This window comes from Rhodoferax sp. P2_H8_2, assembly GCF_056403235.1.
Genome location: NZ_JBFUFW010000004.1, coordinates 74,578 through 96,623, shown reverse-complemented (window position 1 = coordinate 96,623; position 22,046 = coordinate 74,578). Strand labels below are relative to the sequence as shown.

Genomic DNA, 22,046 nt, shown 5'->3' with positions numbered 1-22,046 from the left:
GACCCAAAGTGAAGATGGCCTAGACACCGTCAGACTGCGGATCTTCGATGGGGTTGTTGCCAATCATGCCGTGCGCAGCCTTGAATGCGAGTTGCGCTTTCTCCAGATCCCGGACCACGGTATCGATCGCCACCATATTCTGCTCGGGCGCCGATTTCAAGGCTACCAGCTTGCGCCGGAGCCGCTCATAAACCTCGCGAGCAACTTCTTTCTCCAGCAGTTCATCGATCGCGCTAGAGGAAATCGGAAAATCGTCCATATGCCACCTCTGTAGGGTTTTATCTCAGCTAGGTGCCTGAGAAGAGATGTCAGTTCGGGATGCGATCCATGTCATGGATTTCCCGCTCATGGGTCGTGCGTCCGATCAACACGATGGTTCGTAAACCGCCGTCATAGTTTGCCTGCGTGAACTCGCGATCGGGCAAGTGGCCATGGACAGACGGAAACAGCGCGAAGACCTGATCGCCACGTTGCAGTACGTTCACCACTTCGTCAACCGGTGCAAGCACTTCCGGTGTGGCCCAAGCATTTTTTACGGTATCCACCTGGCCCCACAGCACGTCGGTTACGCGCCCATCGCCATCCAATGCCACTTGTGACACCGCGAATGTACGGGTGCGTCGGGGAGGCGAAGTTGCCGCAAGGACTGGCGCAGGCGAGGACTCGTCTTCCAGCGTGGCCAGCATATTCAAATCTACAGACCTGGCTTTGTCTGCGCCAGATCGTTTGACCAGGTCAATGGTGTCCGTGCCATCCGCGCGTTCGATGACTTCGAACCCGATGTCAGGCAGGTGCACATCCGGTTGCATATAGGTGGCCGCGACATGGGCCCCATCGCGAATGGCGTCCACAACGTCGGACACGGGAACGATGACCGGATCGCCAACATCAGCATTGGTTTTGGGGTTCACCTCGCTCCACAGAACGTGGGTTGCCCAACCTGCTGGATCCAAACGAATTTTTGAAACCGAAAAGAACCGTTTTGTTTCGTCCTCGAGGGGACGAGCCCTTGCGCCTTGGTATGTCATGGCGCGATGGTCGCGCTGCAGCGGGGTATGGTCTGTGCGCTGTCCCACGCACCCCTGGCCTACTCCCGTTTGCGCACAAACAAGCTCTGCGTAGAGCGGCCGATCAGCCCGACTTCGTCATACAACGCCGACTCGGCCAGGCCACCACCGTGGTTGGAGAGATGGGTGCGGGCATCCAGGCATATCCACGCGCCGACTGGACGGCGCAACAGGTTGATGGTGAGGTCAGAGTTGACAAACAGATGGGTCGACAAATCGAGAACAGCGCTGATGCCATTGCCGGAATCGGCCGCTACTGCCACGCTTTGGTAAGGGCTTGGCGTTTGCCCAGCTACCAGCGGGTGCCGAAAGCGAAACCACACGGCGCTGGGGCCATCGAACATGCGCCCGGCTGCGACACGGGTTTCGACCAGATCCGGATAGCCAATCTGTCCGTGGGCGAACTGCATGCGCTGCGCGGGGGCGTCTGCTGGCGTCTTTGGCGCCAACGGCAGCGGATGGCCCGGCAGACCCGCAGGAATGGCCACATCGTCTTCACGCTGGAACAGCGCGGTGGCGCGAATCAGCTCCTTGCCATCGGCCAGCGCCACGGCCGAGAAGTGCCCGGCGTTGCGGCCCACATAGTCTTGCTGCACACGCACCTCGATATCGGCAATCGGCACGGGACGCAGCAGGTTGGCCGTCAGGCGCGCCATGTGCAGCAGGCCATGCGGCTGTGCTGCCGCCTCCAGCGCGTAGGCCACCAACGCGATGGGCGGGCCTGCGTGTTGTTGCTGCGCATGCCAGGGGCCACGCGTCAGCGCACTTGCACGAAAGCGGTTATCGCCCAGTGCGGTGAACGCGGCCTCGGGCATGGCTTCACTGGCTTTGGCAGACACTTCGGTCATCCGGGATACTCCTGTTTTAATAGCTGCTTACGCACGTTCCATGCGCCTTAGCGGCCAATTTCATGCATAAATGAGAGCGGAAGGGGTCCTAACCCAGCTTCGCGCCCTTCTCCTGCAGCAAAGCCCGCAGCGTGGCGCGGTGGCAATGGCCTTCGTCTTCGCAATAGCAGCCGACGGAGAAGTTGCTGTGCTGTGACAACGCGGCCAGCACATCCAGCGTGCGGTCGGCCTCGGGCGCTGCCATCTCCGACCGGTACTTTTTGACGAACGCGTTCCATTGGGCGGGCGTAGTAGCCTCTTGCCCCATCTTCATCGTGTCCGCCGTCGGCGCAAGGTTGGGGTACCAGACGTCGTACCAGTTTTGCGAGGCAAATTCTGTCTTGGGAACGCCCCGCGGTGGGCGGCGCACCGTGCCTATGCGCGTGCCCTCGTCCTTCGCGCGCTGTGTGCCCAACCGTACGACCCGAACCACCATGGCGACCTCCTAGTGCTGAGATGCACAGTTTAGAAGCGAATCAAGCGGCTGAATGGACCCGATCTCGGCCCGAATGGCCAGGTTCATGGCGAATTCTTCAACGCTTCCCGCTCTGCCCGGGCCTTCAGGCGCGCCCAACGATAGCGCAGCAGGCCTAAGGCATAGGCCATGTAGTAACCCGCCAGAAACCCAAACACCAGCAAGGTCAGCGGACTGTGGAAGAAGTCGGTTCCGGTGATGGAGGGGTGCGTGCCCACCCCATAGACTTCATACACACGGTAGGCAATACGGCCCACGAACAGCAGGGACAGGGCGATGCCCAAGCCCGTGTGCGGTGTGTAGTAAATGCCCTCCGGGCTGACCTCAAAGGTAGTGGTCCGCAGCCCATAGATGGACAAAACGCCACCGGCAACCAGCCCGCCGAGCAAAGCCCATGGCATCACCTCGGCGCGCACGGCAGCCCAGCACAGCAGCAAGGCAATCGTGCCGTAGATGCCCAGCGTGATCCATGGGCGCACCGGCGACAGGCGCTGGCGCCCTACCAGCCTGCGATAGCGCGCATGGATGCGCCAGGCCAAGAGCGGGACCAGCGCGATGGTGACGAAGGTGGAGGTTGCCGGCATTTGCATGGTTCACTCACATTTTGATAGCTGCCTGCGCCGCTACCGCGTGCGCTGCATGGCCTTTTAACGTATGGTCGCTCCAGACTTGGCGCCACTTGCGCGCACCGGGCTGCCCGTGGCGCAGGCCCAGCATGTGGCGCGCGATGGCGTACCAGGGCGTGCCGTTCTCGGCGGCTTCGCGCTCCATGTACTTCACCATCTGCTCTTCGACCAGTTCGCGCGAAAGCTCGGTCGGCGCTGCGCCGTAGAAGCCCTCGTCCCATTCGGCCAGCCACCAGGGGTTGTGGTACGCCTCGCGGCCCAGCATGGCGCCGTCGACATGCTGCAGCTCTTCGTGGACTTGGGCGCTGGTGGTCAGGCCACCATTGATGGCAATGGTCAGATGCGGAAACTCTTTCTTGAGCTGGTGCACCAGCGCATAACGCAGCGGTGGCACTTCGCGGTTTTCTTTCGGGCTCAAGCCTTTGAGCCAGGCATTGCGCGCGTGGACGATAAAGGTGTTGCAGCCGGCCTCGGCTACGGTGCCAACAAAGTCGCGCACAAATTCGTAGCTCTCGTCCTTGTCGATACCAATGCGGTGCTTGACGGTCACGGGCACATCCACCACATCGACCATCGCCTTGACACAATCGGCCACCAGCTTGGGCTCAGCCATCAAACAGGCGCCGAACGCACCGCGCTGCACGCGCTCAGACGGGCAGCCGCAATTCAGGTTGATCTCGTCATAGCCCCACTCTTCACCCAACTTGGCGCATTGGGCCAAGTCAGCCGGCTCGCTCCCGCCCAACTGCAAAGCCACCGGGTGTTCTTCTTCATGGAAACGCAAATGCCGCGGCACATCGCCATGGATCAACGCGCCGGTGGTCACCATCTCGGTGTACAAGAGCGCGTGTTTACTCAGCAAACGGTGAAAGTAACGGCAGTGGCGGTCAGTCCAGTCCATCATGGGGGCGACGGACATGCGCCACGGGTTGGCAGGTGCAGAAATCTTCGACATGGGCTGGATTATCCCAGCCGGAGCTTTATGCCGCCTTGGTACTCAGGAAACGACGCACCAGGGCGCCGTGTTGTGCACCAAGCCCATCCAAAGCGCCCAAGCCGAACTGGCCGCCAGCGCCAGCCCTGCCAAACGGATGCCCCACGCGCCTTGATCGGGGCTCGCGCCGCGCAGGCGCAGCCACAGCCAGGGCCCGGCGGTCATCGTGATGCTGGTGCCCAGCGCGAACAAGGCCATCACCATTGCGCCACTGAGCGGGTCCGCCGCCATTGCGGCAACCAAAAGCGCGGAATACAACAAGCCGCAGGGCAGGAATGCCCACAACACGCCTATCAGCAACGGCGCGCGCCCTGCCCCGACCTTTTTGGCCCGTGCCCACAAAGAGCGGCCGAAAGTTTCCAGCCAAACAGGTTGTTGTGCGCGGGCCAGAAGAACCAGGCCGAGCAGCAAAGCACAGATATGGAAAAGCGTCCACACCGGGCGCAGCGCGGCGGATTGAACGGTGAGCCAGCCCAGCCCTTGCATGGAGGCCGCGGCCAGTGCACCCAGAGCGGAGTAGCCGATGATGCGACCCAATTGAAACCCGGCAATCGCCTGGTTTTGGCGCGGCCCGGCAGCTCGCGCCATGCCTGCACACGCCGCGCCACACATGGCAACGCAGTGGGGACCACCCACCAAACCCATCAGTAAGGCGGTCAGCGCCAGGGAAGATTGCATCCGCCGATGCTAAATGATGCGAGAGAACTTGGCGCGCGTGCGGTCGGTCTGCAAATAGCGGTCAAACACCATGGCCACGGCACGCACAAAGAACCAGCCTTGTGCAGTGACCTGGATGCCGCTGTCATCGACAACCACCAGGCCCTGCTCCTGCAAACTCTGCAGCGCGTCCATCTCGGCCGCGAAATAATTCCGGAACTCGATCAAGTACGCCAGTTCAACGGATTCAAATTGCAATTGCCCCTGGCACATCAGCGCCATGATCACCGCGCGACGCAGCAAATCGTCACGGCTCAGCGCGAGGCCGCGCACCACCGGAAAACGCCCCTGGTCCAGCAGGTCGTAATACTCGTCCAGCGTTTTAGCGTTCTGGCTGTAGCTGGCGCCAATGCGGCCAATGGATGAGACGCCCAGCGCGATCAGGTCGCAATCAGGTTGAGTGCTGTAGCCCTGGAAATTGCGATGCAGACGGCCTTGCCGTTTGGCCACCGCCAGCGAATCTGTCGGAAGCGCAAAGTGGTCCATGCCCACGTAGACATAGCCCGCGCCCATAAAGCGCTCCAACGACTGCGACAGCATGGACAGCTTGGCCGAACCTGCCGGCAGTTCTATCGTGTGGATGCGGCGTTGCGGCTTGAAGCGATCTGGCAAATGGGCATATGCGTACAGAGCAATGCGGTCGGGCCGCAATTCGACCACCTGGGCCAGTGTGCGGGCGAAAGATTCCGGTGTTTGCTGTGGCAGGCCGTAAATCAAATCGACATTGATGGACTCAAAGCCCTTGGCGCGCGCAGCTTCCACCAGCGCGAACACCTGCTCGGCGGGTTGCACTCTATGCACCGCTTTTTGTACCGCAGGGTCAAAGTCCTGCACGCCAAAACTCAGGCGGTTAAAGCCCAGTTCGGCCAGCGTATCCAGCCGCTCAGCATCTACAGTGCGCGGATCGACTTCAATCGAATACTCCCCGCCAGGCGCAAAGCTGAAATTGCGCCGCAGCATGCCCATCAGCTGCCGCAGCTCGTCGTCGTTCATGAACGTAGGGCTACCGCCACCCAGATGCAACTGGCTGACCACCTGCCCTGTGCCGACCAGCGCAGTGTGCAGATCAATTTCGCGATTCAGGTAACGCAGATATTCGGCAGATTTGCTGTGGTGCTTGGTGATGATCTTGTTGCAGGCGCAGTAATAGCAAAGCGATGCACAAAACGGAATATGCACGTACAGCGACAGTGGCAAGGCCAGTGCACTGGGGCCATTGCGACGCTGTGTCAGCGACTGGACATAGTCCTGCTCCGTGTAAGCCTCAATAAAGCGGTCGGCTGTAGGATACGAGGTATAGCGAGGCCCCGAGATATCGAAACGGCGCACCAGAGCATCCAGAGGCAAGCCTCCGAGTGTGTCATTGATCGTGTTTTGAATGGTTTGCATACGCTTTTTAGTCTTCCAGACTGCAATGTGCGCCAAGCGGTTGACGGATGACTTGACCTGGATCAAGACTCTGAAGATTGGTCGGTTCGATAATTGACCTGTATCAGGAAAACCCCATGCTTCACCACGCCCCCCATCCGCACGCTGCCATTGAAAGCATTCCGGTGGTGTCCATGCACCCGCAAGCCATCAAGGTCGCATGCTCCAACTGCAATCTGCGCGAGTTGTGCATGCCGCTGGGCTTGAGCGAACAGGAACTGGAAAAGATCGACGACGTCGTCTCCACCCGGCGCAAGGTCAAACGCGGTGAACTGCTGTTTCGCAATGGCGAGAAGTTCACCAGCCTGTATGCAATTCGCGTCGGTTTTTTCAAGACCTGCGTGGCCTCTGAAGATGGGCGCGACCAGGTGACAGGCTTTCAGATGGCGGGGGAAGTGATGGGCCTGGACGGCATCGTCAACGACCACCACACCTGCGACGCGGTGGCGCTCGAAGATGCCGAGGTGTGCGTGATGCCGTTTGACCGCATTGAAGAGCTGTCGCGCGAGATCAGTTCGCTGCAGCGCCATGTGCACAAGATCATGAGTCGCGAGATCGTGCGCGAGAACGGCGTGATGCTGCTTTTAGGCAGCATGCGCGCCGAAGAGCGTCTTGCGGCCTTTTTGCTGAATCTCGTGCAGCGCCTGCATGCGCGGGGGTTCTCGCAGTCAGAACTGGTATTGCGCATGACGCGCGAAGAGATTGGCAGCTACCTGGGCCTCAAACTCGAAACGGTCAGCCGCACGTTTTCCAAGTTTGTGGAGGACGGCATCGTTGAAGTCAAGCAGCGCCATGTGCGCATCCTCCAGACCGAGGCGCTCAAGGACATCGTCAACCCCAAGGTCTGCAGTTAGCGCAGCCTAGTCGTTGGTCTCTGCGGATGACATCGCCAGCATGGCTGTCAACGCGCTGCTTACGCTGACTACAAACCAGAAGATAAAAAAAGACAGCGTGTAAACGCCCTGGCGCGACATGTCCAGCGGATGTCCAAACCAGTTCAGGTCCTGCGGGTCCACCAATGCAAACACCAGCATTTCGATGACGCCCGCCATCAGAAACGAAGGCCAGGCAATCCACATCAGGCGTTGTTGCATGGCGAGATTCCCTCAAGGCGCCTTGGTGGCGGGCGGCGCATCGCTGGCCAAGTGGTTGCGTCCCTGCACCGCTGGCACCATTCCGGGCTGCTGATCCGGCAAGGTCTTGTTGATGTTGATGCCCTTGCGGTAATAGTCTTCGTCCAGCACGGGGTCTGCACGGGTGACAGCGAGATACATCGTGACGAAACTGGCGACCACCACAATCGCAGGCCCGGAGATCACCAACCACACATGGCCATATTTCCACCAGGGTGGGGAGACAGTGGGGTGGGGTTGGGTCATGATCATGCCTCCCGACGAGCCGCCTCTAGGGTGGCATGTACCCCCTTGGGGGGCAGTGAACGAATGTGAACGTGGGGGTACATAGCATCTCCTTAGCGTGGAACGATAAAAACGGACTTCTCGAGCACCTTGTCAGTGCCATCCTGAGAAGCAATTTCGAAACGGATGGGGTGCGAGCCAGCAGCAGCCACGTCATACGGGGCCTGCAAGCGCACCACAATCCAGCGCGCTTGCGTGGGCTCGATCACCACGGGGCCATCCACCTCGGTCAACATACCGGGCAAGCCGGTGGCGGTGATCTCCAGTCGCTGGGTGGACTCCGTCGCATTCATGACCTGCAAGCGGTACACATTCTCGATCTTGCCGCCGGACACAATGCGCGCCAATGTGCCGCGATCGCGCACCACATCCACCTTGAACGGCGAACGCAATGCCAGACTGACAACCATCGCCAGCACGATGGCCCCTAGGATGGCGGTGTACACCAGCACGCGCGGGCGCAACACATGGCGCAATATTTCGGAGCGGCCCCAGCGCTGGCTCACAGCGTTCTGGGTGGAGTACTTGATCAGGCCGCGGGCGTAGCCCATCTTGTCCATCACCGTATCGCAGACATCGGCGCAGGCGCCGCAACCAATGCACTCGTATTGCAGCCCATTGCGGATATCAATGCCGGTAGGACATACCTGTACACACAGGCTGCAATTGACGCAGGCACCCAGATCCAGGGTGGCCGGATCGGTCTTTCTCGAACGGGCACCGCGGGGCTCACCGCGCGCCTCATCGTAGGTCACGGTCAGGGTGTCCTTGTCAAACATGGCGCTCTGGAAGCGCGCATAGGGGCACATGTGCAGGCAGACCTGCTCCCGCATATAGCCCGCATTGCCGTAGGTGGCAAAGCCGTAGAACAGCGTCCAGAACACTTCCCAGGAACCCATGTTCAGTTGCACCACCTCCGCGGCTAGCTCGCGGATGGGCGTGAAGTAGGCGACAAAAGTGAAGCCGGTCCACAGGCCCACGGCAATCCACATCAACTGCTTGGCTGCCTTGCGCCAGACCTTGTCGAAGTTCCACGGGCCTGCATCACGGCGCATGCGCGCCGAGCGGTCGCCTTCAGCCAGTTTTTCCAGCCAGAGAAAGATTTCGGTGTAAACGGTTTGCGGACAGGCGTAACCACACCACAGGCGCCCTGCCACTGCCGTGAACAGGAACAGCGACAGCGCCGAGATCACCAGAATGCCAGTGAGGTAGATGAAGTCCTGCGGGTACAGGACCAGATTGAAGATGTAGAAGCGCCGTGCGCCCAGATCGAACAACACCGCCTGGCGCTGGCCCCACTCCAGCCATGGCAGTCCATAAAACACCAGCTGGGTCAAAAACACCAGGCCCCAGCGCCAGCGGGTGAACAGACCCGAGACGCTGCGCGGATAAATCTTCTTGTGCGCTTCGTACAGCGAAATCATTTCCGCATCTGCACCTGCGGGAGGAGCTATAGGGCTCCTGTCTGCAGATGGTGCGATGGGAATGACTTTGCGCATGCAGTGATATGCGCTTACAGGGGGGGCGCCTTGTTCGACATGCCCCAGACATAAGCCGTCAACACATGGATCTGGGCCTCTGTCAGCTTGTCAGCCTGGGCCGGCATCTGGTTGACTTTTCCGTTGTTGACCATGGCAATAATCGCCGCTTCGCCGTAGCCATGCAGCCAGGTGTCGTCGGTCAAGTTGGGCGCACCCAGCGCAGGGTTGCCCTTGCCATCCATGCCATGGCAGGCGGCACAGGCCGTGAATTTGGATTTACCCAGGTTGGCGCGCACCGAGTCGTGCGGGTTGCGCGACAGGCTCAACACGTAGTTGGCAACGTTCTTGACATCGTCCGACGAGCCAACCGCCGCAGTCATCGGAGGCATTTGCCCGATACGACCCTTGGTGATGGTTTCCTTGATGTTGTCGGGCGCGCCGCCGTGCAGCCAGTCGCCATCGGTCAGGTTGGGGAAGCCCTTGGAACCGCGTGCATCAGAGCCGTGGCATTGGGAGCAGTTGTTCATGAACAGGCGCTCGCCAATCGCCATCGCTTGCGGTTCTCTGGCAACGTCTTCCACCTTCATGGCGGTGAAGCGCGCATACAGAGGAGCGACTTCGGCATTGCCCTTGTCCACCTCGGCCTGGTATTCATTGATCTGCGTCCAGCCGTATTTGCCCGGGTTGCTACCCAAGCCAGGGTACATGTAAAGGTACGCCAGAGCGAAGATCAGCGTGATCACGAACAGCCACGCCCACCAGCGTGGCAGCGGGTTGTTCATTTCGCGCAAATCACCGTCCCAGACGTGGCCGGTGGTGTTGTCCTCCGCGGTCATGGCGCGGGCTTTGCCGCTGAACCACAGCAAGAGGCCGCAGGCCAGGATGGAAACGACGGTGGTAATGGCGATGAACGCCGACCAGAAGCTGCTTGTAAAGTCACTCATATCAACTCCTTATTCCTGCTCAAACGGCAGGTTGGCGGCTTCTTCGAAGTCTTTGGCGCGGCGCTTGGACCAGGCCCAGCGCACGATGCCTATGAAAAGCGCAAAGCTGACGAGGGTGGTGACGATGCGGATGGTATTGATGTCCATGTACGTTTCTCCTCGGGTCTATTTCAGCGCCAGGCCCAGCACCTGCAGATAGGCGATGGTGGCGTCCAGTTCGGTCTTGCCCTTCACATCCGCAGCCGCGCTGGCGATCTGTGCATCGGTGTACGGCACGCCGACCGCGCGCAGTGCACGCAGATGGGCAGGCATGGCGTCTGCATCTACCGGAGTTTTCTCCAGCCACGGGTAGGCTGGCATGTTGGACTCTGGCACCAGATCGCGCGGGTTGATCAGATGGATCTTGTGCCAATCGTCGCTGTACTTTCCGCCCACGCGTGCCAGATCCGGCCCGGTGCGCTTGCTGCCCCACTGGAAGGGATGGTCATACACAGACTCACCGGCCACCGAGTAATGGCCGTAGCGCAGTGTCTCGGCACGGAACGGACGGATCATTTGCGAATGGCAGCCATAGCAGCCCTCGCGCACATAGATATCGCGACCGGCCAGTTGTAGCGCGGTGTAGGGCTGGATGCCCTTGATCGGCTCGGTGGTGGATTTCTGGAAATACAGCGGAACGATTTCCACCAGGCCGCCTGCCAGCAGCGCCAGCAGGATCAGCACAATCATCAGGAAGTTATTGGTCTCAATTTTTTCGTGAGACAGGCGTGAGTTGTGGTTGTCCATGGTGGCTCCTTAAGCGTGGGCAACAGTCGTGGGCACCGCAATGTTCTGTGCGCTGCCATTGGTCGCTGTCTTCAATGTGTTCCACAGCATGACCAGCATGCCGCCCAGGTACAGCAGACCTCCGAGCAGACGCAGCACATAGAACGGATAAGTGGCCTTGACGGACTCGACGAAGGTGTAGGTCAGCGTGCCGTCGGCGTTGACTGCGCGCCACATCAGGCCCTGCATCACACCGGCAATCCACATCGCAGCGATGTAGATCACGATGCCGATGGTGGCCACCCAGAAGTGCACTTCAATCGCCTTCACGCTGTACATCTGCTTCTGGCCAAACAGACGCGGAATCAGGTAGTACATCGAGCCCATGGTCACCAAACCGACCCAGCCCAGCGCACCGGAATGCACGTGGCCCACGGTCCAATCGGTGTAATGGGAGAGTGCGTTGACGGTCTTGATGGACATCATCGGACCTTCGAACGTGCTCATGCCGTAGAAAGACAGCGACACGATCAGGAAACGCAGGATGGGGTCGTCACGCAGTTTGTGCCACGCGCCCGACAGCGTCATGATGCCGTTGATCATGCCGCCCCAGCTGGGCGCCAAAAGAATCAGCGAGAACACCATGCCGACCGACTGCGTCCAGTCCGGCAGCGCGGTGTAGTGCAGGTGGTGGGGGCCGGCCCACATGTAGGTGAAGATCAGCGCCCAGAAATGAACGATGGACAGGCGGTAGCTGTAAACCGGACGCTCGGCCTGCTTGGGGATGAAGTAATACATCATGCCCAGGAAACCTGCGGTCAGGAAGAAGCCCACGGCGTTGTGGCCGTACCACCACTGCACCATCGCATCTTGCACACCGGCATAAGCGGAGTAGGACTTGAACATGCCCGCAGGAACCGCAGCGCTGTTGACCAGATGCAGCACTGCCACCGCAATGATGAAGGCGCCAAAGAACCAGTTGGCCACATAGATATGGCGCACCTTGCGGGTGCCGACCGTGCCAAAGAAAATGACCGCGTAAGACACCCAGACCAGCGTGATCAATACATCAATGGGCCATTCCAGCTCGGCGTACTCTTTGCCCTGTGTGTAACCCAGTGGCAGCGAAATCGCAGCCGCGAGAATCACCAGTTGCCAGCCCCAGAATGTGAACGCGGCCAGCTTGTCACCAAACAGCCGGACCTGGCAGGTGCGCTGGACGATGTAGTAGCTGGAGGCGAAGAGGCCACAACCGCCAAACGCGAAGATCACCGCGTTGGTATGCAGCGGCCGCAAGCGGCCGTAACTGAGCCAGGAAATACCGAAATTGAGTTCCGGCCATGCCAGTTGGGCGGCAATGATGACCCCCACCAACATGCCCACCACCCCCCATACCACCGTCATGATGGCGAACTGGCGTACAACCGTATCGTTGTAAACGCCTGCCTGCTGATTGGGAAATGCCATAAATACCTCTTCTTGGTTTAGCTTGCGTCCGAGTTTCAACTGCACGATATATGCCGGTGTTGACCCATGTCAACTGCCCGCCAAATACCGCCCCCTTTGCTCATGAATCCTTCAATATCCGCTCACCCTCTGCCTCTATGTCTTCAAACTGCCCACGGTCAATCGCCCACCACAGCCCGCCCAGGATGAAGAACACCAGGACCACCGACAATGGAATGAGCAAATACAGGATATCCATCAGGCCTCCGCCAACGTGGTTGTGGCCCGTAGTCCATTGGGGCGCGCCAGACGCAGTGCGTTGAGCACCACGAACAACGAGCTGCTGGCCATGCCCAGCCCGGCCAGCCAGGCCGGCAGATAACCCGCCACAGCCAGCGGTACACAGGCCGCGTTGTAGGCCAGGGCCCACCACAGGTTCTGCCGTACCACACGCATGGTTTTGCGGGCCAGCGCCACGGTCTCCACCACGAGGTGAATGTTGTCACCCAACACCACGAAATCGGACCGCGACTGTGCCAAGGGAACCGCTTTGCCAAACGCAAACGAAACGTTCGCACCGGCCAGCACCGGACCGTCATTGAGCCCGTCACCCACCATTGCCACCGTGTGACCTTGCTGTTGCAGGGCGCGCAAGAACTGCAGCTTGTCATCGGGCGTGCAGGCTGCACGGGCGCTGGTGATGCCCGCTTGGGAGGCAACTTGTGCCACCGGCGTGGCGCTGTCACCCGACAGCAAATGCACCGCAATGCCCATCTGGCCCAGCGCCTTGACAGTCTCTGCGGCCAGGGGCCGCAAATCCTCCTGAAACTGGAAACTTGCCAGCCAGCCCTTGGCATCGCTGAGGTGCACTTGCAAGCCTTCTCGGCTTGGTACGTCAATCTTGCAGAAAGTAGCGGATCCGAGTTGTAAGTTGCGTTGCGCACCCGTTAGCTGATTGCGCACCATCGCTCCAATGCCCTGCCCCGGTGTTTCGGTAACGCCCTCGCAAGCCCACTGCCCACCGGTGTCTTGCGCGCTCAGCGCGCGCGATACCGGATGCAACGAGTGCCGCGCCAGCGCAGCCGCCATCGCCAAAGCGGAGGCTTGGGTTTCATCCAGACGCACCGTGGTGCCCGTCAACACAAAAGCATCCTTCGTCAGCGTGCCAGTTTTGTCGAACACCACCGTATCCACTTTGGCCAACCCCTCCAGAGCCTCCAGGCGGCGCACCAATACTGCGCTGCGAGCCAACTGACCAGCCGCAGACAGCATGGCGGCCGGAGTGGCCAGCGACAACGCGCACGGGCATGTCACCACCAACACTGCAACAGCTACCATCAGCGCGTGCTCCGGGTCCTGAGGCCACCACCAGACGCAGGCCAGCCCCGCTGCCAACAACACGGCGAAAAGAAAAGGCCGGGCCAACCGGTCTGCCAACTGCGCAGCCTGGGGGCGGGAAGCGGATGCACTCTCCATCAGCGCGACGATCTGAGAGAACCGCGTGTCCTTGCCCACGCGCTCCACGCGCACTACCACTGTGGCACTCAGGTTGTGGCTGCCTGCAACCACCGGCTCACCTTGTCCGCGCAACAAAGGTTGCGACTCGCCGGTCAACAGCGCCTCATCCACCTGCGTCTGCCCCTGCTCTATTGTTCCGTCCGCTGCAAACGCTTCGCCAGGGCCCACGCGCATGCGGTCTCCCACGACCAGGCGACGCACTGCCACCCGTTCATAGCTACCGTCCGGAACCATGCGCTCCACGCTGTCGGGCAACCGGTTCATTAGCGCCTCCAGCGCTCCGGCCGTGCGGTCGCGCAAGCGCAATTCCAGCCAGCGGCCGGTCAACAGGAAAAACACAAACATGGTCAGCGAGTCGAAATACACCTCACGGCCAAACAGCCCTTGCGGCTCGAACGTGCCCGCGGTGCTGACCGCAAACGTGATCGCCATGCCCAACGCGACCGGAAGATCCATACTGATGCGGCGCTGCGATATGTCGCGCAATGCATTGCGAAAAAAGGGGCCGCAGGAAAAAAGCATCACCGGCAGCGTCAGCACCCACGATGCCCAGCGCAGCAATTGCTCCATCTCGCTGCTCAAGTCGCCCGGCTGGGCCACATAGGCCGGGTAGGCGTACATCATCACCTGCATCATGCACAGCCCGGCCACCAGCCAACGCCACAACGCTTTGCGGGTTTCCACGCGGCGCATGTCGGTGGCCAACGCATCGTTGGCGGGAAGCATGTGGTACCCCTGCCGTTGCAGGGCCTGCATCCAGTGCGAGGGTTGGGTAGCCGCACTGGACCAAACGACTTGCGCCCGGTGGCTGGCCGCGCTGACCCGCACGCTGTGCACGCCGGGTACCTTGGACAGCGCATCCTCCACGGTGATCGCACAGGCCGCGCAGTGCATGCCTTCAACCACCGCGCTGGAATGCCAGATATGGGGGTCCATGGCGTCCTGGCGGCTAAACGCAACCCACTCCTGCGGATCATCCAGTACGCGCAGATCCGGCTCCTTCACTGCCCCCCCACGCACCGAAACATCCAGAAAGGAGGTTGGTGGTAGAGGTAAGGTGTGCATAAAGCGAGTTTGCCGTTATGGGCAGTCACCTTACTTGATATGGATCAAGTACACAATAAGCAAATGGCGTAGGCTGAAACCACCCATACCCTAGGAGCCACGCATGTACAAACGAATTCTTGTCGCAACGGATGGCTCGGAGCTGTCTGAGAAGGCCGTCACGCACGCCATCGGTCTGGCCGCCCTGTGCGGTGGAGAGCTGGTTGCGATGACCGTGGTGCCACGTTATCCGCAAGGCTATTTTGAGGGCGGCATGGCGATGCAGCCGGAAGACATCCAACGGGTCGAATCCGCCTGGTCCGACCAAGCCCAAGCCGCAGTGGATGCGGTCAAACAACAAGCCAGCCTTCAGGGCGTGAATGCCAAAGCGGTGACTATCAAATCCGATCTGATTGCTGACGCCATCATTGCCGCAGTGGGCAAGCACGGTTGCGACCTGGTAGTGATGGCATCGCACGGGCGCAAAGGCATCAAACGCCTGCTGCTGGGAAGTGAAACCCAGCATGTGCTGACGCACGCAACGGTGCCCGTTCTCGTGTTGCGCTAGAGACGCTACCCCGCCTAATCCTGGTAGCGGGTGTGGATGTCCAGCACCTCTTCCCAGGAGGTCAGAAAAGCTTGCACGCAGTCCGGGTCGAAATGGGTTCCTCGGCCTGCCAGCAGGAAATCCACGGCTTCCTCAAGTTCCCAGGCCTTTTTGTACGGACGCTCGGAGGTGAGCGCGTCGAACACGTCGGCCACCGCAACAATCCGGCTGAAGATCGGTATGTCGGCACCCTTGACACCGCGCGGATAGCCCGTGCCGTCGAACTTTTCATGGTGGCCACGCGCGATCTCGGCGCCCGCCTGCAACACCCGTGAAGAACTGCCCTGGAGCAGCTCGTAGCCAAACTCGGCGTGCTGCTTCATGACTTCAAACTCGGCAGCGTCCAGCCGGGCAGGCTTGAGCAAGATGCTGTCGGTGATGCCGACTTTGCCCAAATCGTGCATGGGCGCAGCTTCCAGCAACAGTTCCTGGTCTGCCTTTGACATCCCCAGCCCTTTGGCAATCAGCTGCGAGTAATGCGCCATGCGCAGGATGTGTGCGCCGGTTTCGGGGTCGCGGTATTCGGCGGCTTTGCACAGCCGAAAAACCGTTTCGCGTTCGCGCGCGAGGATTTCTGTCGTCGCCTTCTGCACTTCCGCAGCGAGCCAGGTTGCACGGTCTGCCAACTGTTTGCGTGCGGCACTCAGCGTCAACATATTTTTGGCACGCGCAAGAAACTCCACGCGGTCAATCGGCTTGCCCAGAATGTCGTTGGCACCGCTGTCCAGCGCGCGATAGCGCACATGCTTTTCCTGGTTGGCGGCGACCATCAAAATCGGCACTTCGGCGCACAGCGGGAGCTTTCGCAGCGCCTGAATGAACTCGATGCCGTTCATGTCAGGCATCAGGTAGTCCACAATCACCAGATCCAGCGCCTGGGTGCTTTCCTTGACCCAGGCCAACGCGTCGACGGGATCGACATACGCCCTGGCTTCGCAGTCCTCCAGCAGAACCACCAAATCCCTCAATTCAACCAGCGTTTCCTCTGTGTCATCAACAATCAATACGCGGTGCTTTTCACTCATAGATCAGGACTGTAACTGGTACTGCTGGCGCAACAGGTTCTTCTGGACTTTACCCATCGCGTTGCGCGGCAGTTCTGCCACCACATAGCAGCGCTTCGGTACCTTGAAATTGGCCAGTGTGGACTTGAGCGTGGCAAGGATGTCTTGCGGCATCAGTTGCGCACCCGGTTTGGCAATGACCACCGCCACGCCCACCTCGCCAAAGTCTGCATCGGGTATGCCAACGACCGCACTCTCGGCCACGCCGGGCAGGTTGTTGATATAGCCCTCGATCTCGGCCGGGTAGACGTTGTAACCGCCGCTGATGATCAGGTCCTTGCTGCGCCCGACGATGGTGACGTAACCCCTGGCGTCGATCTTGCCGACGTCGCCAGTCTTGAAATAGCCATCAAAGGTGAATTCCTCCGCGGTCTTCTCGGGCATGTTCCAGTAGCCGGCAAACACATTCGGGCCTTTGACCTGGATACCCCCAATCTCGCCTTGCGGCAGCCCTTTGCCATCGTCGCCCTGCACGCGCAACGACACGCCGGGCAAGGGGAGCCCCACCGTGCCGCACACGCGCGCGCCGTCGGCCGGATCGCAAGGATTGGAGGTCAGCATGACCGTCTCCGACATGCCGTAACGCTCCAGGATGGTGTGCCCAGTGCAGGCCTGCCATTGTTGGTGGGTTTCCAGCAGCATCGGCGCGGAGCCGGAGATAAACAGACGCATATGGCGCACCGCATCAGCATTCAGGCCCGCCTCGCCCAGCAGGCGGACATAGAGCGTGGGCACGCCCATGAACACCGTGGCTTCGCGCATCTTGTGCAGCACCAGCTTGGGATCGAACTTCGCGCACCAGATCATCTTGCTGCCATTGAGCAGCGCGCCGTGAATGGCGACAAACAGGCCGTGCACATGGAAGATCGGCAGCGCGTGGATCAGTACATCACCACTTTGCCAGCGCCAGTACTTCTGCAGCACCTGGGCGTTGGACAGCAGGTTGCCGTGACTCAGCATCGCGCCCTTGCTGCGCCCTGTGGTGCCGCTGGTGTAAATGATCGCAGCCAGGTCGCTCTCTGCGCTAACGGCCACCGTGTGTGTACGTGGAAACTGCGCAGCGCGGTCCAGCAGGCTGCCGGTGCGGTCGTCGTTCAGCGTGAACACATTGCGCGTGGCCGCCAGAAACGCCATCTTGCTGATCCATCCGAAGTTCTTGCCGCTGCACACTACCACCGCCGGTTTGGCGTCTTCAATGAAGTACGCCATCTCGGCGCTCTGGTAGGCGGTGTTCAGCGGCAGATAAATGACGCCAGCGCGCAGGCAGGCCAGATACAGGATCAGTGCCTCCACCGATTTCTCCACCTGCACGGCCACGCGTGCGCCCTTGGGCAGTTCGAGAAACGCCAGCAGATTGGCCACCATCGCGCTGGCCTCTTCCAGATCGCGCCAGGAATAACGCAGGCCGGTGTCGGTCTCGACCGCGCAAGCATCGAGTTGCTTCGGAAAACCGGCGCGCAGTGCGGCGTACAGGTTGGCGTTGTGCGATGGGGAGATAGGTGTCGCCATGGTCAGAATTCGGGTTTGCGTTTGTTCAAAAAGGCGTCAATGCCTTCACGGTGTTCGGGGCTATCGGCGTAGGCGTACGCCGAGGATGCTATATTTTCAGGAGCTGCTTGCGCACGTTCCATGCGCCTTTCAGCCACTTTTATACCCCTAAATGTCTGTTTGTTCATGCGCGCGGCCTGCGGTGCCAGCGCGGCAACGCGATCCGCCCAGGCAGTCGCTTGGGTCTGCAATGCATCGGCTTCAAACAGCCGGGTCAAAAAACCACGCACATGCATGTCTGGCGCATCAAACACTTCGGCCGCCAGTAGCATGGCGTTCGCCACCACGGCGCCCACCGCGCCGGCCACCAGCTCGGCCTCGCGCGGCGCCATCGGAAAGCCCAAGCGAGCAATCGGCGCACCAAAGCACGCCGTACTTGCGGCCAGGCGGATGTCACAGCAACTGGCAATCTCCAGTCCCGCGCCCATGCAGTTGCCACTGATCGCGGCAATGATGGGCACGTCACAGTCCAACATGGCCTGCAGACCACCCCAGACTTCCTGTTCGTGAAAACGCTCCAGTGCCTCACTGTCAAAGCGGAAGGATGGGTACTCGGCAATGTCGCCGCCTGCGCAAAAGTGCCCGTCAGCGCCCTGCACCACGACACAGCGCAACGTGGTGTCCGACTGAATCTGTTGAAACACTGCTTTCAACTGCAGCCACATCGCGCGCGACATGGCGTTGAACTTGCCGGCGTGTTCCAGCGTGACCCAAGCTATGCCCGCGTCTTGCCTCAGTTGGATGTGACCGCTCAAGCCGTCTTCCTTAATCCAACTTCGCGCCGGAGGACTTCACCACCGCCGCCCAGCGGAAAATCTCGCTGCGTACAAAGGATGCGAACTGCGCTTGCGTGCGGCTGCTGGTCTCGGAGCCGTTGTTGGCCCAGATGGTTTTCAGCTCGTCCGAGTCCATGGTCTTCTTCACCGTATCGATGATCTGCGCCTGCACATCGGTCGGCGTGCCCTTGGGGGCCCACAGGCCGTACCAGGTGGTCACGGTGTAGTCGGGGAAGCCCAGCTCGGCCGCGCATGGCACATCCGGGAAGGCCGGGTTGCGTTTGTTGCCCGATACCATCAGCGCCTTGATGCGCCCGCCCTTGATGTGGTTGGCCGACGAGCCCAAGCCATCAAACAGCATTTCCACATCGCCCGAAATCAGTGCCGACAGCGCAGGACCCGCGCCGCGGTAGGGAATGTGGGTGATGAAAGTCTTGCTCTGTTGTTTGAACAGCTCGCCCGCCAGATGGTGCGAGGTGCCATTGCCAGCCGATGCGTAGTTCAGCTTGCCGGGGTTCTTGCGCAGGTATTCCAGGAATTCCTTGAAGTCCTTCACGGGCATCTTGGCTGGGTTGATCACCAATACCTGCGGCACATTGGCTACCAGCATCAACGGAACGAAGTCCTTGTCAATGTCGTAATCCAGCTTGGGGTAAATGCTGGGCGCAATCGCGTGGTGCACTGCGCCCATGAACAGCGTGTAGCCATCGGGCTGGGCCTTGGCGGCAATGCTGGCACCCAGCGTGCCACCGGCGCCGCCACGGTTGTCGATGATCAGTTGTTTGCCGGTCTGTTTGGAGAACTGTGCTGACAGCGGACGCGCAAAGGCATCGGTACCGCCACCGGCCGGAAACGGCACGATCACAGTGACCGGCTTGGCGGGCCACGCCGCCGAGTTTGGGGCCTGCGCCATGGCGACCATGGGCGTGAGCACCCAGACGGCGGCTGCAGCAGCACCCGCGGCGAGAAGGCGACGACGGCGGGTGCCGCCCAGGTTGGGGAATCGGGTCATGTTTGTCTCCTGCTTGTTATATGTAAAACGCTGAACACACTTAAAAAAAAACAGTTCAAAAAAACAATTCGCTGATGGCCGGCGCTACCGGAATTTTGCCCTGAGACAGAAGCTCGCGGTGCTTGTCCAGCCGTTTGAGGTCGTAAAGATAATTGACCATCAGGCCATACGACTGCTTGAGCCCTTTGGGCGACGGATCGCTGGCCCAATTGAGGCGCTCGACGCGGGCACCATTGCCCAGGTGAAAACGCGCCACGGCGTCGAGCGGGCGGTCCTGCATGGTCTCCCGTCCCAAGTACTGCGCTGCACTGCGCAACAGCATTTGGCGTACAGCGGGTTTGATGGTTGATAGCGACTCAGCCGCCGTCAGAAAATGCGCCGCCGTGACCGGTTCGAATCCGACGGCACGGCCCAGTTCCTCACGGGTTTTGACATCCAGCCGCTCCAGCAAAGTTGCGGCATTTTTGCCCAGCCAGGACCGAAAGCCGGGGATCGGCGACAGCGTGGCAAAGGTCTTGAGCTTGGGAAATTCGCCCTTCAGTGTTTCGACCACGCGCTTGATCAGCGAATCCCCAAAACTCACGCCACGCAGGCCTTCCTGCGTATTGCTGATGGAGTAAAAAATGGCAGTAGTGGCTGCGCTCAGGTCCGACGCATCGGCCGACTCGTCGAGCAGCGGCGTAATGCTGTCCGCCAGCGCATCGACGAGCGCGACCTCGACGAAGATCAAGGGTTCGTCGGGCAAGCGCGGGTGAAAGAAACCATAGCAGCGGCGGTCGGAGTCGAGCCGGTTTTTGACATCGGCCCAGCTCTTGATGTCGTGCACCGCCTCGTACTTGATCAGCTTTTCCACCAGCGAAGCCGGTGAGTCCCAGCTGATGCGACGCAGCTCCAGAAAGCCGACATCAAACCAGGTGGAGAACATGTATTCCATCTCCACATCCAGCGCCTGCAGGCGCTTGTCGCCCTTGAGCAGCGGCTGCATCTCAGCGCGCAGGTTCACCAGAAAACGGATGCCGGTGGCGTCGGCGCTGAACCGCTGCAGGATGCGCCTGCGCGGCGACACGGTGGCGCGGCGGTAGTGCACCTCAGCCGCGGCTTCGTCGGGCGTGCCCAAGGCTGCTGCGTACTGCGCCTGTGCCGCGTGCACCTTGTGCGGATCGGCCATGAACATCTCGCTCATCAAGAGCCACATGTCTTGCCGACGTTCCGGCGTGGCGCCCGCATACCAGTGCATCAGCGCAGCGGCGCGGCGGCCGCCTTCCACTTCGCTGACACGGTCATCAATCACGGCCTGCAGCTCTTGCAGCGTACGGCGCAGCATGCGCGGAGACAGCGCCTCGCCGGCGTAGCGCAACGTCGCCTGCAGGCGCGCGCGCGTGCTGCGCTGGCCCGGAGGAATTTTGGCGACTGGCACCGTGGCCTCTGTGTCCGCTACTTTTTTAGGAGCTGCTTGCGCACGTTCTGCGGGCGCTACGGCCTCTTTTGGCTTGGAACCACCGGGCATCAGCCGTGCCACGTTGCGGTTGATCCAGGAATCCTGGTTCATGCCAGCAACCTGCTTTTCTGGGTGCGGGCCAGCTCACGCAGGGCTTCGCGCTGGCGCAGCAGATGGGTGCGCATCGCGGTATCGGCCGCCTCGCCGTCACGCGCCTTGATCGCGGCGAACACGGCCAAATGCTCGCTCAGACTTTGCTCCAGCCGGCCCGGCGCGTGCAACTGCTGCAGACGTGCAAGCTTCAGTATCTTTCGCAGATCGGCAATCACCTGGGCCAGCCAACGGTTGTTGGCCAATGTGATGATCGCTTCGTGGATCTGGAAGTTGACGGCGTAGTAGTCGGTGATGCGCTTGGCCGAGGCGTGCTTTTTCAGGCTGGTGTGCAGAGACTCCAGCGCAGCAATGTCGGCGTCCGTCGCGTTGCGCGTAGCCTCCAGCGCGCAGCGCCCTTCCAGCAATGCAATCACCGGAAAGATCTCGTCCAGGTCCTGCTCGGTCACCTGGCTCACAAAGCTGCCACGGCGCGGCTCGTGACGCACCAGGCCCTCAGCGGCCAGCACCTTGAGCGCCTCGCGCAGCGGCGTGCGAGAGATGGCCAGATCGGCGCACAGCGCCGCCTCATCAATGAAACTGCCCGGTGCCAACACGCCATCAAAGATCCGCGCGCGCAAACCGTCGGCGACTTCGTCGTGCAGCGAGTTGTGGATCAGGCGCATAGAGGTGTTCTCGAG

Annotated in this window: 25 protein-coding genes; 2 read left to right on the top strand and 23 right to left on the bottom strand. The window is 60.7% G+C overall.

The window, feature by feature from the left end; translation table 11 throughout:
* Positions 1-19 precede the first annotated feature (19 nt).
* The 8 genes from AC1DV6_RS08875 to hemN form a co-directional block, all read right to left on the bottom strand.
* Positions 20-259, bottom strand: coding sequence for a hypothetical protein (locus tag AC1DV6_RS08875; RefSeq protein WP_477977088.1), 240 nt, complete (start codon positions 257-259; stop codon positions 20-22).
* A gap of 49 nt (positions 260-308) precedes the next feature.
* Entirely contained in the window at positions 309-911 is a 603-nt protein-coding gene (locus tag AC1DV6_RS08870; RefSeq protein WP_477977087.1) for a hypothetical protein, read from the bottom strand.
* A gap of 176 nt (positions 912-1,087) precedes the next feature.
* A complete protein-coding gene (locus AC1DV6_RS08865) occupies positions 1,088-1,915 on the bottom strand; it encodes a thioesterase family protein (RefSeq protein WP_477977086.1) in 828 nt (275 codons plus the stop codon).
* A gap of 88 nt (positions 1,916-2,003) precedes the next feature.
* Positions 2,004-2,390: a DUF488 domain-containing protein gene (locus AC1DV6_RS08860; protein ID WP_477977085.1), complete on the bottom strand. Its 387-nt coding sequence runs from the start codon at positions 2,388-2,390 to the stop codon at positions 2,004-2,006.
* 83 nt (positions 2,391-2,473) lie between these two features.
* Complete coding sequence (locus tag AC1DV6_RS08855; RefSeq protein WP_477977084.1) at positions 2,474-3,019, bottom strand: CcdC protein domain-containing protein; 546 nt, start codon at positions 3,017-3,019, stop codon at positions 2,474-2,476.
* Between the two features lie 7 nt (positions 3,020-3,026).
* Positions 3,027-4,010 carry a tRNA dihydrouridine(20/20a) synthase DusA gene (dusA, locus tag AC1DV6_RS08850; RefSeq protein WP_477977083.1) on the bottom strand — a complete coding sequence of 328 codons (984 nt, stop codon included), beginning with the start codon at positions 4,008-4,010 and terminating at the stop codon, positions 3,027-3,029.
* 42 nt (positions 4,011-4,052) lie between these two features.
* Positions 4,053-4,727, bottom strand: coding sequence for a sulfite exporter TauE/SafE family protein (locus AC1DV6_RS08845; protein ID WP_477977082.1), 675 nt, complete (start codon positions 4,725-4,727; stop codon positions 4,053-4,055).
* Positions 4,728-4,736: 9 nt separating this feature from the next.
* Positions 4,737-6,155, bottom strand: coding sequence for an oxygen-independent coproporphyrinogen III oxidase (gene hemN / locus AC1DV6_RS08840; protein WP_477977081.1), 1,419 nt, complete (start codon positions 6,153-6,155; stop codon positions 4,737-4,739).
* A 173-nt stretch (positions 6,156-6,328) separates the two neighbouring features.
* Between hemN and fnr the strand changes: the two genes are divergently transcribed.
* Positions 6,329-7,048 carry a fumarate/nitrate reduction transcriptional regulator Fnr gene (fnr, locus tag AC1DV6_RS08835; RefSeq protein ID WP_477977397.1) on the top strand — a complete coding sequence of 240 codons (720 nt, stop codon included), beginning with the start codon at positions 6,329-6,331 and terminating at the stop codon, positions 7,046-7,048.
* Between the two features lie 6 nt (positions 7,049-7,054).
* Here the strand turns inward: fnr and AC1DV6_RS08830 are convergent, their stop codons facing one another.
* The 9 genes from AC1DV6_RS08830 to AC1DV6_RS08790 form a co-directional block, all read right to left on the bottom strand.
* On the bottom strand, positions 7,055-7,273 hold the full coding sequence (locus AC1DV6_RS08830; RefSeq protein WP_477977396.1) for a hypothetical protein: 219 nt from the start codon (positions 7,271-7,273) through the stop codon (positions 7,055-7,057).
* A gap of 27 nt (positions 7,274-7,300) precedes the next feature.
* Complete coding sequence (locus AC1DV6_RS08825) at positions 7,301-7,573, bottom strand: FixH family protein (protein WP_477977080.1); 273 nt, start codon at positions 7,571-7,573, stop codon at positions 7,301-7,303.
* A gap of 92 nt (positions 7,574-7,665) precedes the next feature.
* Positions 7,666-9,111 carry a cytochrome c oxidase accessory protein CcoG gene (gene ccoG / locus AC1DV6_RS08820; RefSeq protein ID WP_477977079.1) on the bottom strand — a complete coding sequence of 482 codons (1,446 nt, stop codon included), beginning with the start codon at positions 9,109-9,111 and terminating at the stop codon, positions 7,666-7,668.
* Between the two features lie 14 nt (positions 9,112-9,125).
* Entirely contained in the window at positions 9,126-10,037 is a 912-nt protein-coding gene (gene ccoP, locus AC1DV6_RS08815) for a cytochrome-c oxidase, cbb3-type subunit III (RefSeq protein WP_477977078.1), read from the bottom strand.
* 9 nt (positions 10,038-10,046) lie between these two features.
* A complete protein-coding gene (locus AC1DV6_RS08810; protein ID WP_477977077.1) occupies positions 10,047-10,184 on the bottom strand; it encodes a cbb3-type cytochrome oxidase subunit 3 in 138 nt (45 codons plus the stop codon).
* Between the two features lie 18 nt (positions 10,185-10,202).
* Positions 10,203-10,823 (bottom strand): cytochrome-c oxidase, cbb3-type subunit II, encoded by a 621-nt coding sequence (gene ccoO, locus AC1DV6_RS08805; RefSeq protein ID WP_477977076.1) that lies wholly within the window; start codon positions 10,821-10,823, stop codon positions 10,203-10,205.
* A 9-nt stretch (positions 10,824-10,832) separates the two neighbouring features.
* Positions 10,833-12,269, bottom strand: coding sequence for a cytochrome-c oxidase, cbb3-type subunit I (gene ccoN, locus AC1DV6_RS08800; protein ID WP_477977075.1), 1,437 nt, complete (start codon positions 12,267-12,269; stop codon positions 10,833-10,835).
* 100 nt (positions 12,270-12,369) lie between these two features.
* Positions 12,370-12,507 carry a cbb3-type cytochrome oxidase assembly protein CcoS gene (gene ccoS / locus AC1DV6_RS08795; RefSeq protein WP_477977074.1) on the bottom strand — a complete coding sequence of 46 codons (138 nt, stop codon included), beginning with the start codon at positions 12,505-12,507 and terminating at the stop codon, positions 12,370-12,372.
* Positions 12,507-14,831, bottom strand: coding sequence for a heavy metal translocating P-type ATPase (locus AC1DV6_RS08790; RefSeq protein WP_477977073.1), 2,325 nt, complete (start codon positions 14,829-14,831; stop codon positions 12,507-12,509). The genes ccoS and AC1DV6_RS08790 overlap by 1 nt, the downstream gene beginning before the upstream one ends.
* Positions 14,832-14,934: 103 nt before the next feature.
* On the opposite strand from AC1DV6_RS08790, the gene AC1DV6_RS08785 reads away from it, so the two are divergent.
* Positions 14,935-15,378, top strand: coding sequence for a universal stress protein (locus AC1DV6_RS08785; protein WP_477977072.1), 444 nt, complete (start codon positions 14,935-14,937; stop codon positions 15,376-15,378).
* Between the two features lie 14 nt (positions 15,379-15,392).
* On the opposite strand, the gene AC1DV6_RS08780 is transcribed toward AC1DV6_RS08785, so the two are convergent.
* Genes AC1DV6_RS08780 through AC1DV6_RS08755 form a run of 6 tightly spaced genes read right to left on the bottom strand, consistent with a single transcriptional unit; the run spans position 15,393 to position 22,031 of the window.
* The gene (locus AC1DV6_RS08780) at positions 15,393-16,442 is read right to left on the bottom strand and encodes an HD-GYP domain-containing protein (protein ID WP_477977071.1); all 1,050 of its coding nucleotides are present in this window, start codon (positions 16,440-16,442) and stop codon (positions 15,393-15,395) included.
* A gap of 3 nt (positions 16,443-16,445) precedes the next feature.
* Positions 16,446-17,990, bottom strand: a complete 1,545-nt coding sequence (locus AC1DV6_RS08775) for a malonate--CoA ligase (RefSeq protein ID WP_477977070.1) — start codon at positions 17,988-17,990, stop codon at positions 16,446-16,448.
* Positions 17,991-17,992: 2 nt separating this feature from the next.
* The gene (locus tag AC1DV6_RS08770) at positions 17,993-18,784 is read right to left on the bottom strand and encodes an enoyl-CoA hydratase/isomerase family protein (protein ID WP_477977069.1); all 792 of its coding nucleotides are present in this window, start codon (positions 18,782-18,784) and stop codon (positions 17,993-17,995) included.
* 10 nt (positions 18,785-18,794) lie between these two features.
* On the bottom strand, positions 18,795-19,817 hold the full coding sequence (locus tag AC1DV6_RS08765) for a Bug family tripartite tricarboxylate transporter substrate binding protein (protein ID WP_477977068.1): 1,023 nt from the start codon (positions 19,815-19,817) through the stop codon (positions 18,795-18,797).
* A 55-nt stretch (positions 19,818-19,872) separates the two neighbouring features.
* Positions 19,873-21,366: a malonyl-CoA decarboxylase domain-containing protein gene (locus AC1DV6_RS08760; RefSeq protein WP_477977067.1), complete on the bottom strand. Its 1,494-nt coding sequence runs from the start codon at positions 21,364-21,366 to the stop codon at positions 19,873-19,875.
* Positions 21,363-22,031, bottom strand: a complete 669-nt coding sequence (locus tag AC1DV6_RS08755; RefSeq protein WP_477977066.1) for a GntR family transcriptional regulator — start codon at positions 22,029-22,031, stop codon at positions 21,363-21,365. Before AC1DV6_RS08755 ends, AC1DV6_RS08760 begins: the two co-directional genes overlap by 4 nt.
* Between the last annotated feature and the right edge of the window lie 15 nt (positions 22,032-22,046).

Excerpts from the sequence above, each read along its gene's own strand:
- ccoN (WP_477977075.1), bottom strand. The coding sequence starts at position 12,269 with ATGGCATTTCCCAATCAGCAGGCAGGCGTTTACAACGATACGGTTGTA.
- AC1DV6_RS08775 (WP_477977070.1), bottom strand. The coding sequence starts at position 17,990 with ATGGCGACACCTATCTCCCCATCGCACAACGCCAACCTGTACGCCGCA.
- AC1DV6_RS08830 (WP_477977396.1), bottom strand. The coding sequence starts at position 7,273 with ATGTGGATTGCCTGGCCTTCGTTTCTGATGGCGGGCGTCATCGAAATG.
- fnr (WP_477977397.1), top strand. The coding sequence starts at position 6,329 with ATGCACCCGCAAGCCATCAAGGTCGCATGCTCCAACTGCAATCTGCGC.
- AC1DV6_RS08865 (WP_477977086.1), bottom strand. The coding sequence starts at position 1,915 with ATGACCGAAGTGTCTGCCAAAGCCAGTGAAGCCATGCCCGAGGCCGCG.
- AC1DV6_RS08825 (WP_477977080.1), bottom strand. The coding sequence starts at position 7,573 with ATGACCCAACCCCACCCCACTGTCTCCCCACCCTGGTGGAAATATGGC.
- AC1DV6_RS08765 (WP_477977068.1), bottom strand. The coding sequence starts at position 19,817 with ATGACCCGATTCCCCAACCTGGGCGGCACCCGCCGTCGTCGCCTTCTC.
- AC1DV6_RS08845 (WP_477977082.1), bottom strand. The coding sequence starts at position 4,727 with ATGCAATCTTCCCTGGCGCTGACCGCCTTACTGATGGGTTTGGTGGGT.
- AC1DV6_RS08790 (WP_477977073.1), bottom strand. The coding sequence starts at position 14,831 with ATGCACACCTTACCTCTACCACCAACCTCCTTTCTGGATGTTTCGGTG.
- ccoO (WP_477977076.1), bottom strand. The coding sequence starts at position 10,823 with ATGGACAACCACAACTCACGCCTGTCTCACGAAAAAATTGAGACCAAT.
- AC1DV6_RS08760 (WP_477977067.1), bottom strand. The coding sequence starts at position 21,366 with ATGAACCAGGATTCCTGGATCAACCGCAACGTGGCACGGCTGATGCCC.
- hemN (WP_477977081.1), bottom strand. The coding sequence starts at position 6,155 with ATGCAAACCATTCAAAACACGATCAATGACACACTCGGAGGCTTGCCT.
- AC1DV6_RS08785 (WP_477977072.1), top strand. The coding sequence starts at position 14,935 with ATGTACAAACGAATTCTTGTCGCAACGGATGGCTCGGAGCTGTCTGAG.
- ccoS (WP_477977074.1), bottom strand. The coding sequence starts at position 12,507 with ATGGATATCCTGTATTTGCTCATTCCATTGTCGGTGGTCCTGGTGTTC.
- AC1DV6_RS08755 (WP_477977066.1), bottom strand. The coding sequence starts at position 22,031 with ATGCGCCTGATCCACAACTCGCTGCACGACGAAGTCGCCGACGGTTTG.
- AC1DV6_RS08780 (WP_477977071.1), bottom strand. The coding sequence starts at position 16,442 with ATGAGTGAAAAGCACCGCGTATTGATTGTTGATGACACAGAGGAAACG.
- dusA (WP_477977083.1), bottom strand. The coding sequence starts at position 4,010 with ATGTCGAAGATTTCTGCACCTGCCAACCCGTGGCGCATGTCCGTCGCC.
- AC1DV6_RS08860 (WP_477977085.1), bottom strand. The coding sequence starts at position 2,390 with ATGGTGGTTCGGGTCGTACGGTTGGGCACACAGCGCGCGAAGGACGAG.
- ccoP (WP_477977078.1), bottom strand. The coding sequence starts at position 10,037 with ATGAGTGACTTTACAAGCAGCTTCTGGTCGGCGTTCATCGCCATTACC.
- AC1DV6_RS08855 (WP_477977084.1), bottom strand. The coding sequence starts at position 3,019 with ATGCAAATGCCGGCAACCTCCACCTTCGTCACCATCGCGCTGGTCCCG.
- AC1DV6_RS08810 (WP_477977077.1), bottom strand. The coding sequence starts at position 10,184 with ATGGACATCAATACCATCCGCATCGTCACCACCCTCGTCAGCTTTGCG.
- AC1DV6_RS08875 (WP_477977088.1), bottom strand. The coding sequence starts at position 259 with ATGGACGATTTTCCGATTTCCTCTAGCGCGATCGATGAACTGCTGGAG.
- ccoG (WP_477977079.1), bottom strand. The coding sequence starts at position 9,111 with ATGCGCAAAGTCATTCCCATCGCACCATCTGCAGACAGGAGCCCTATA.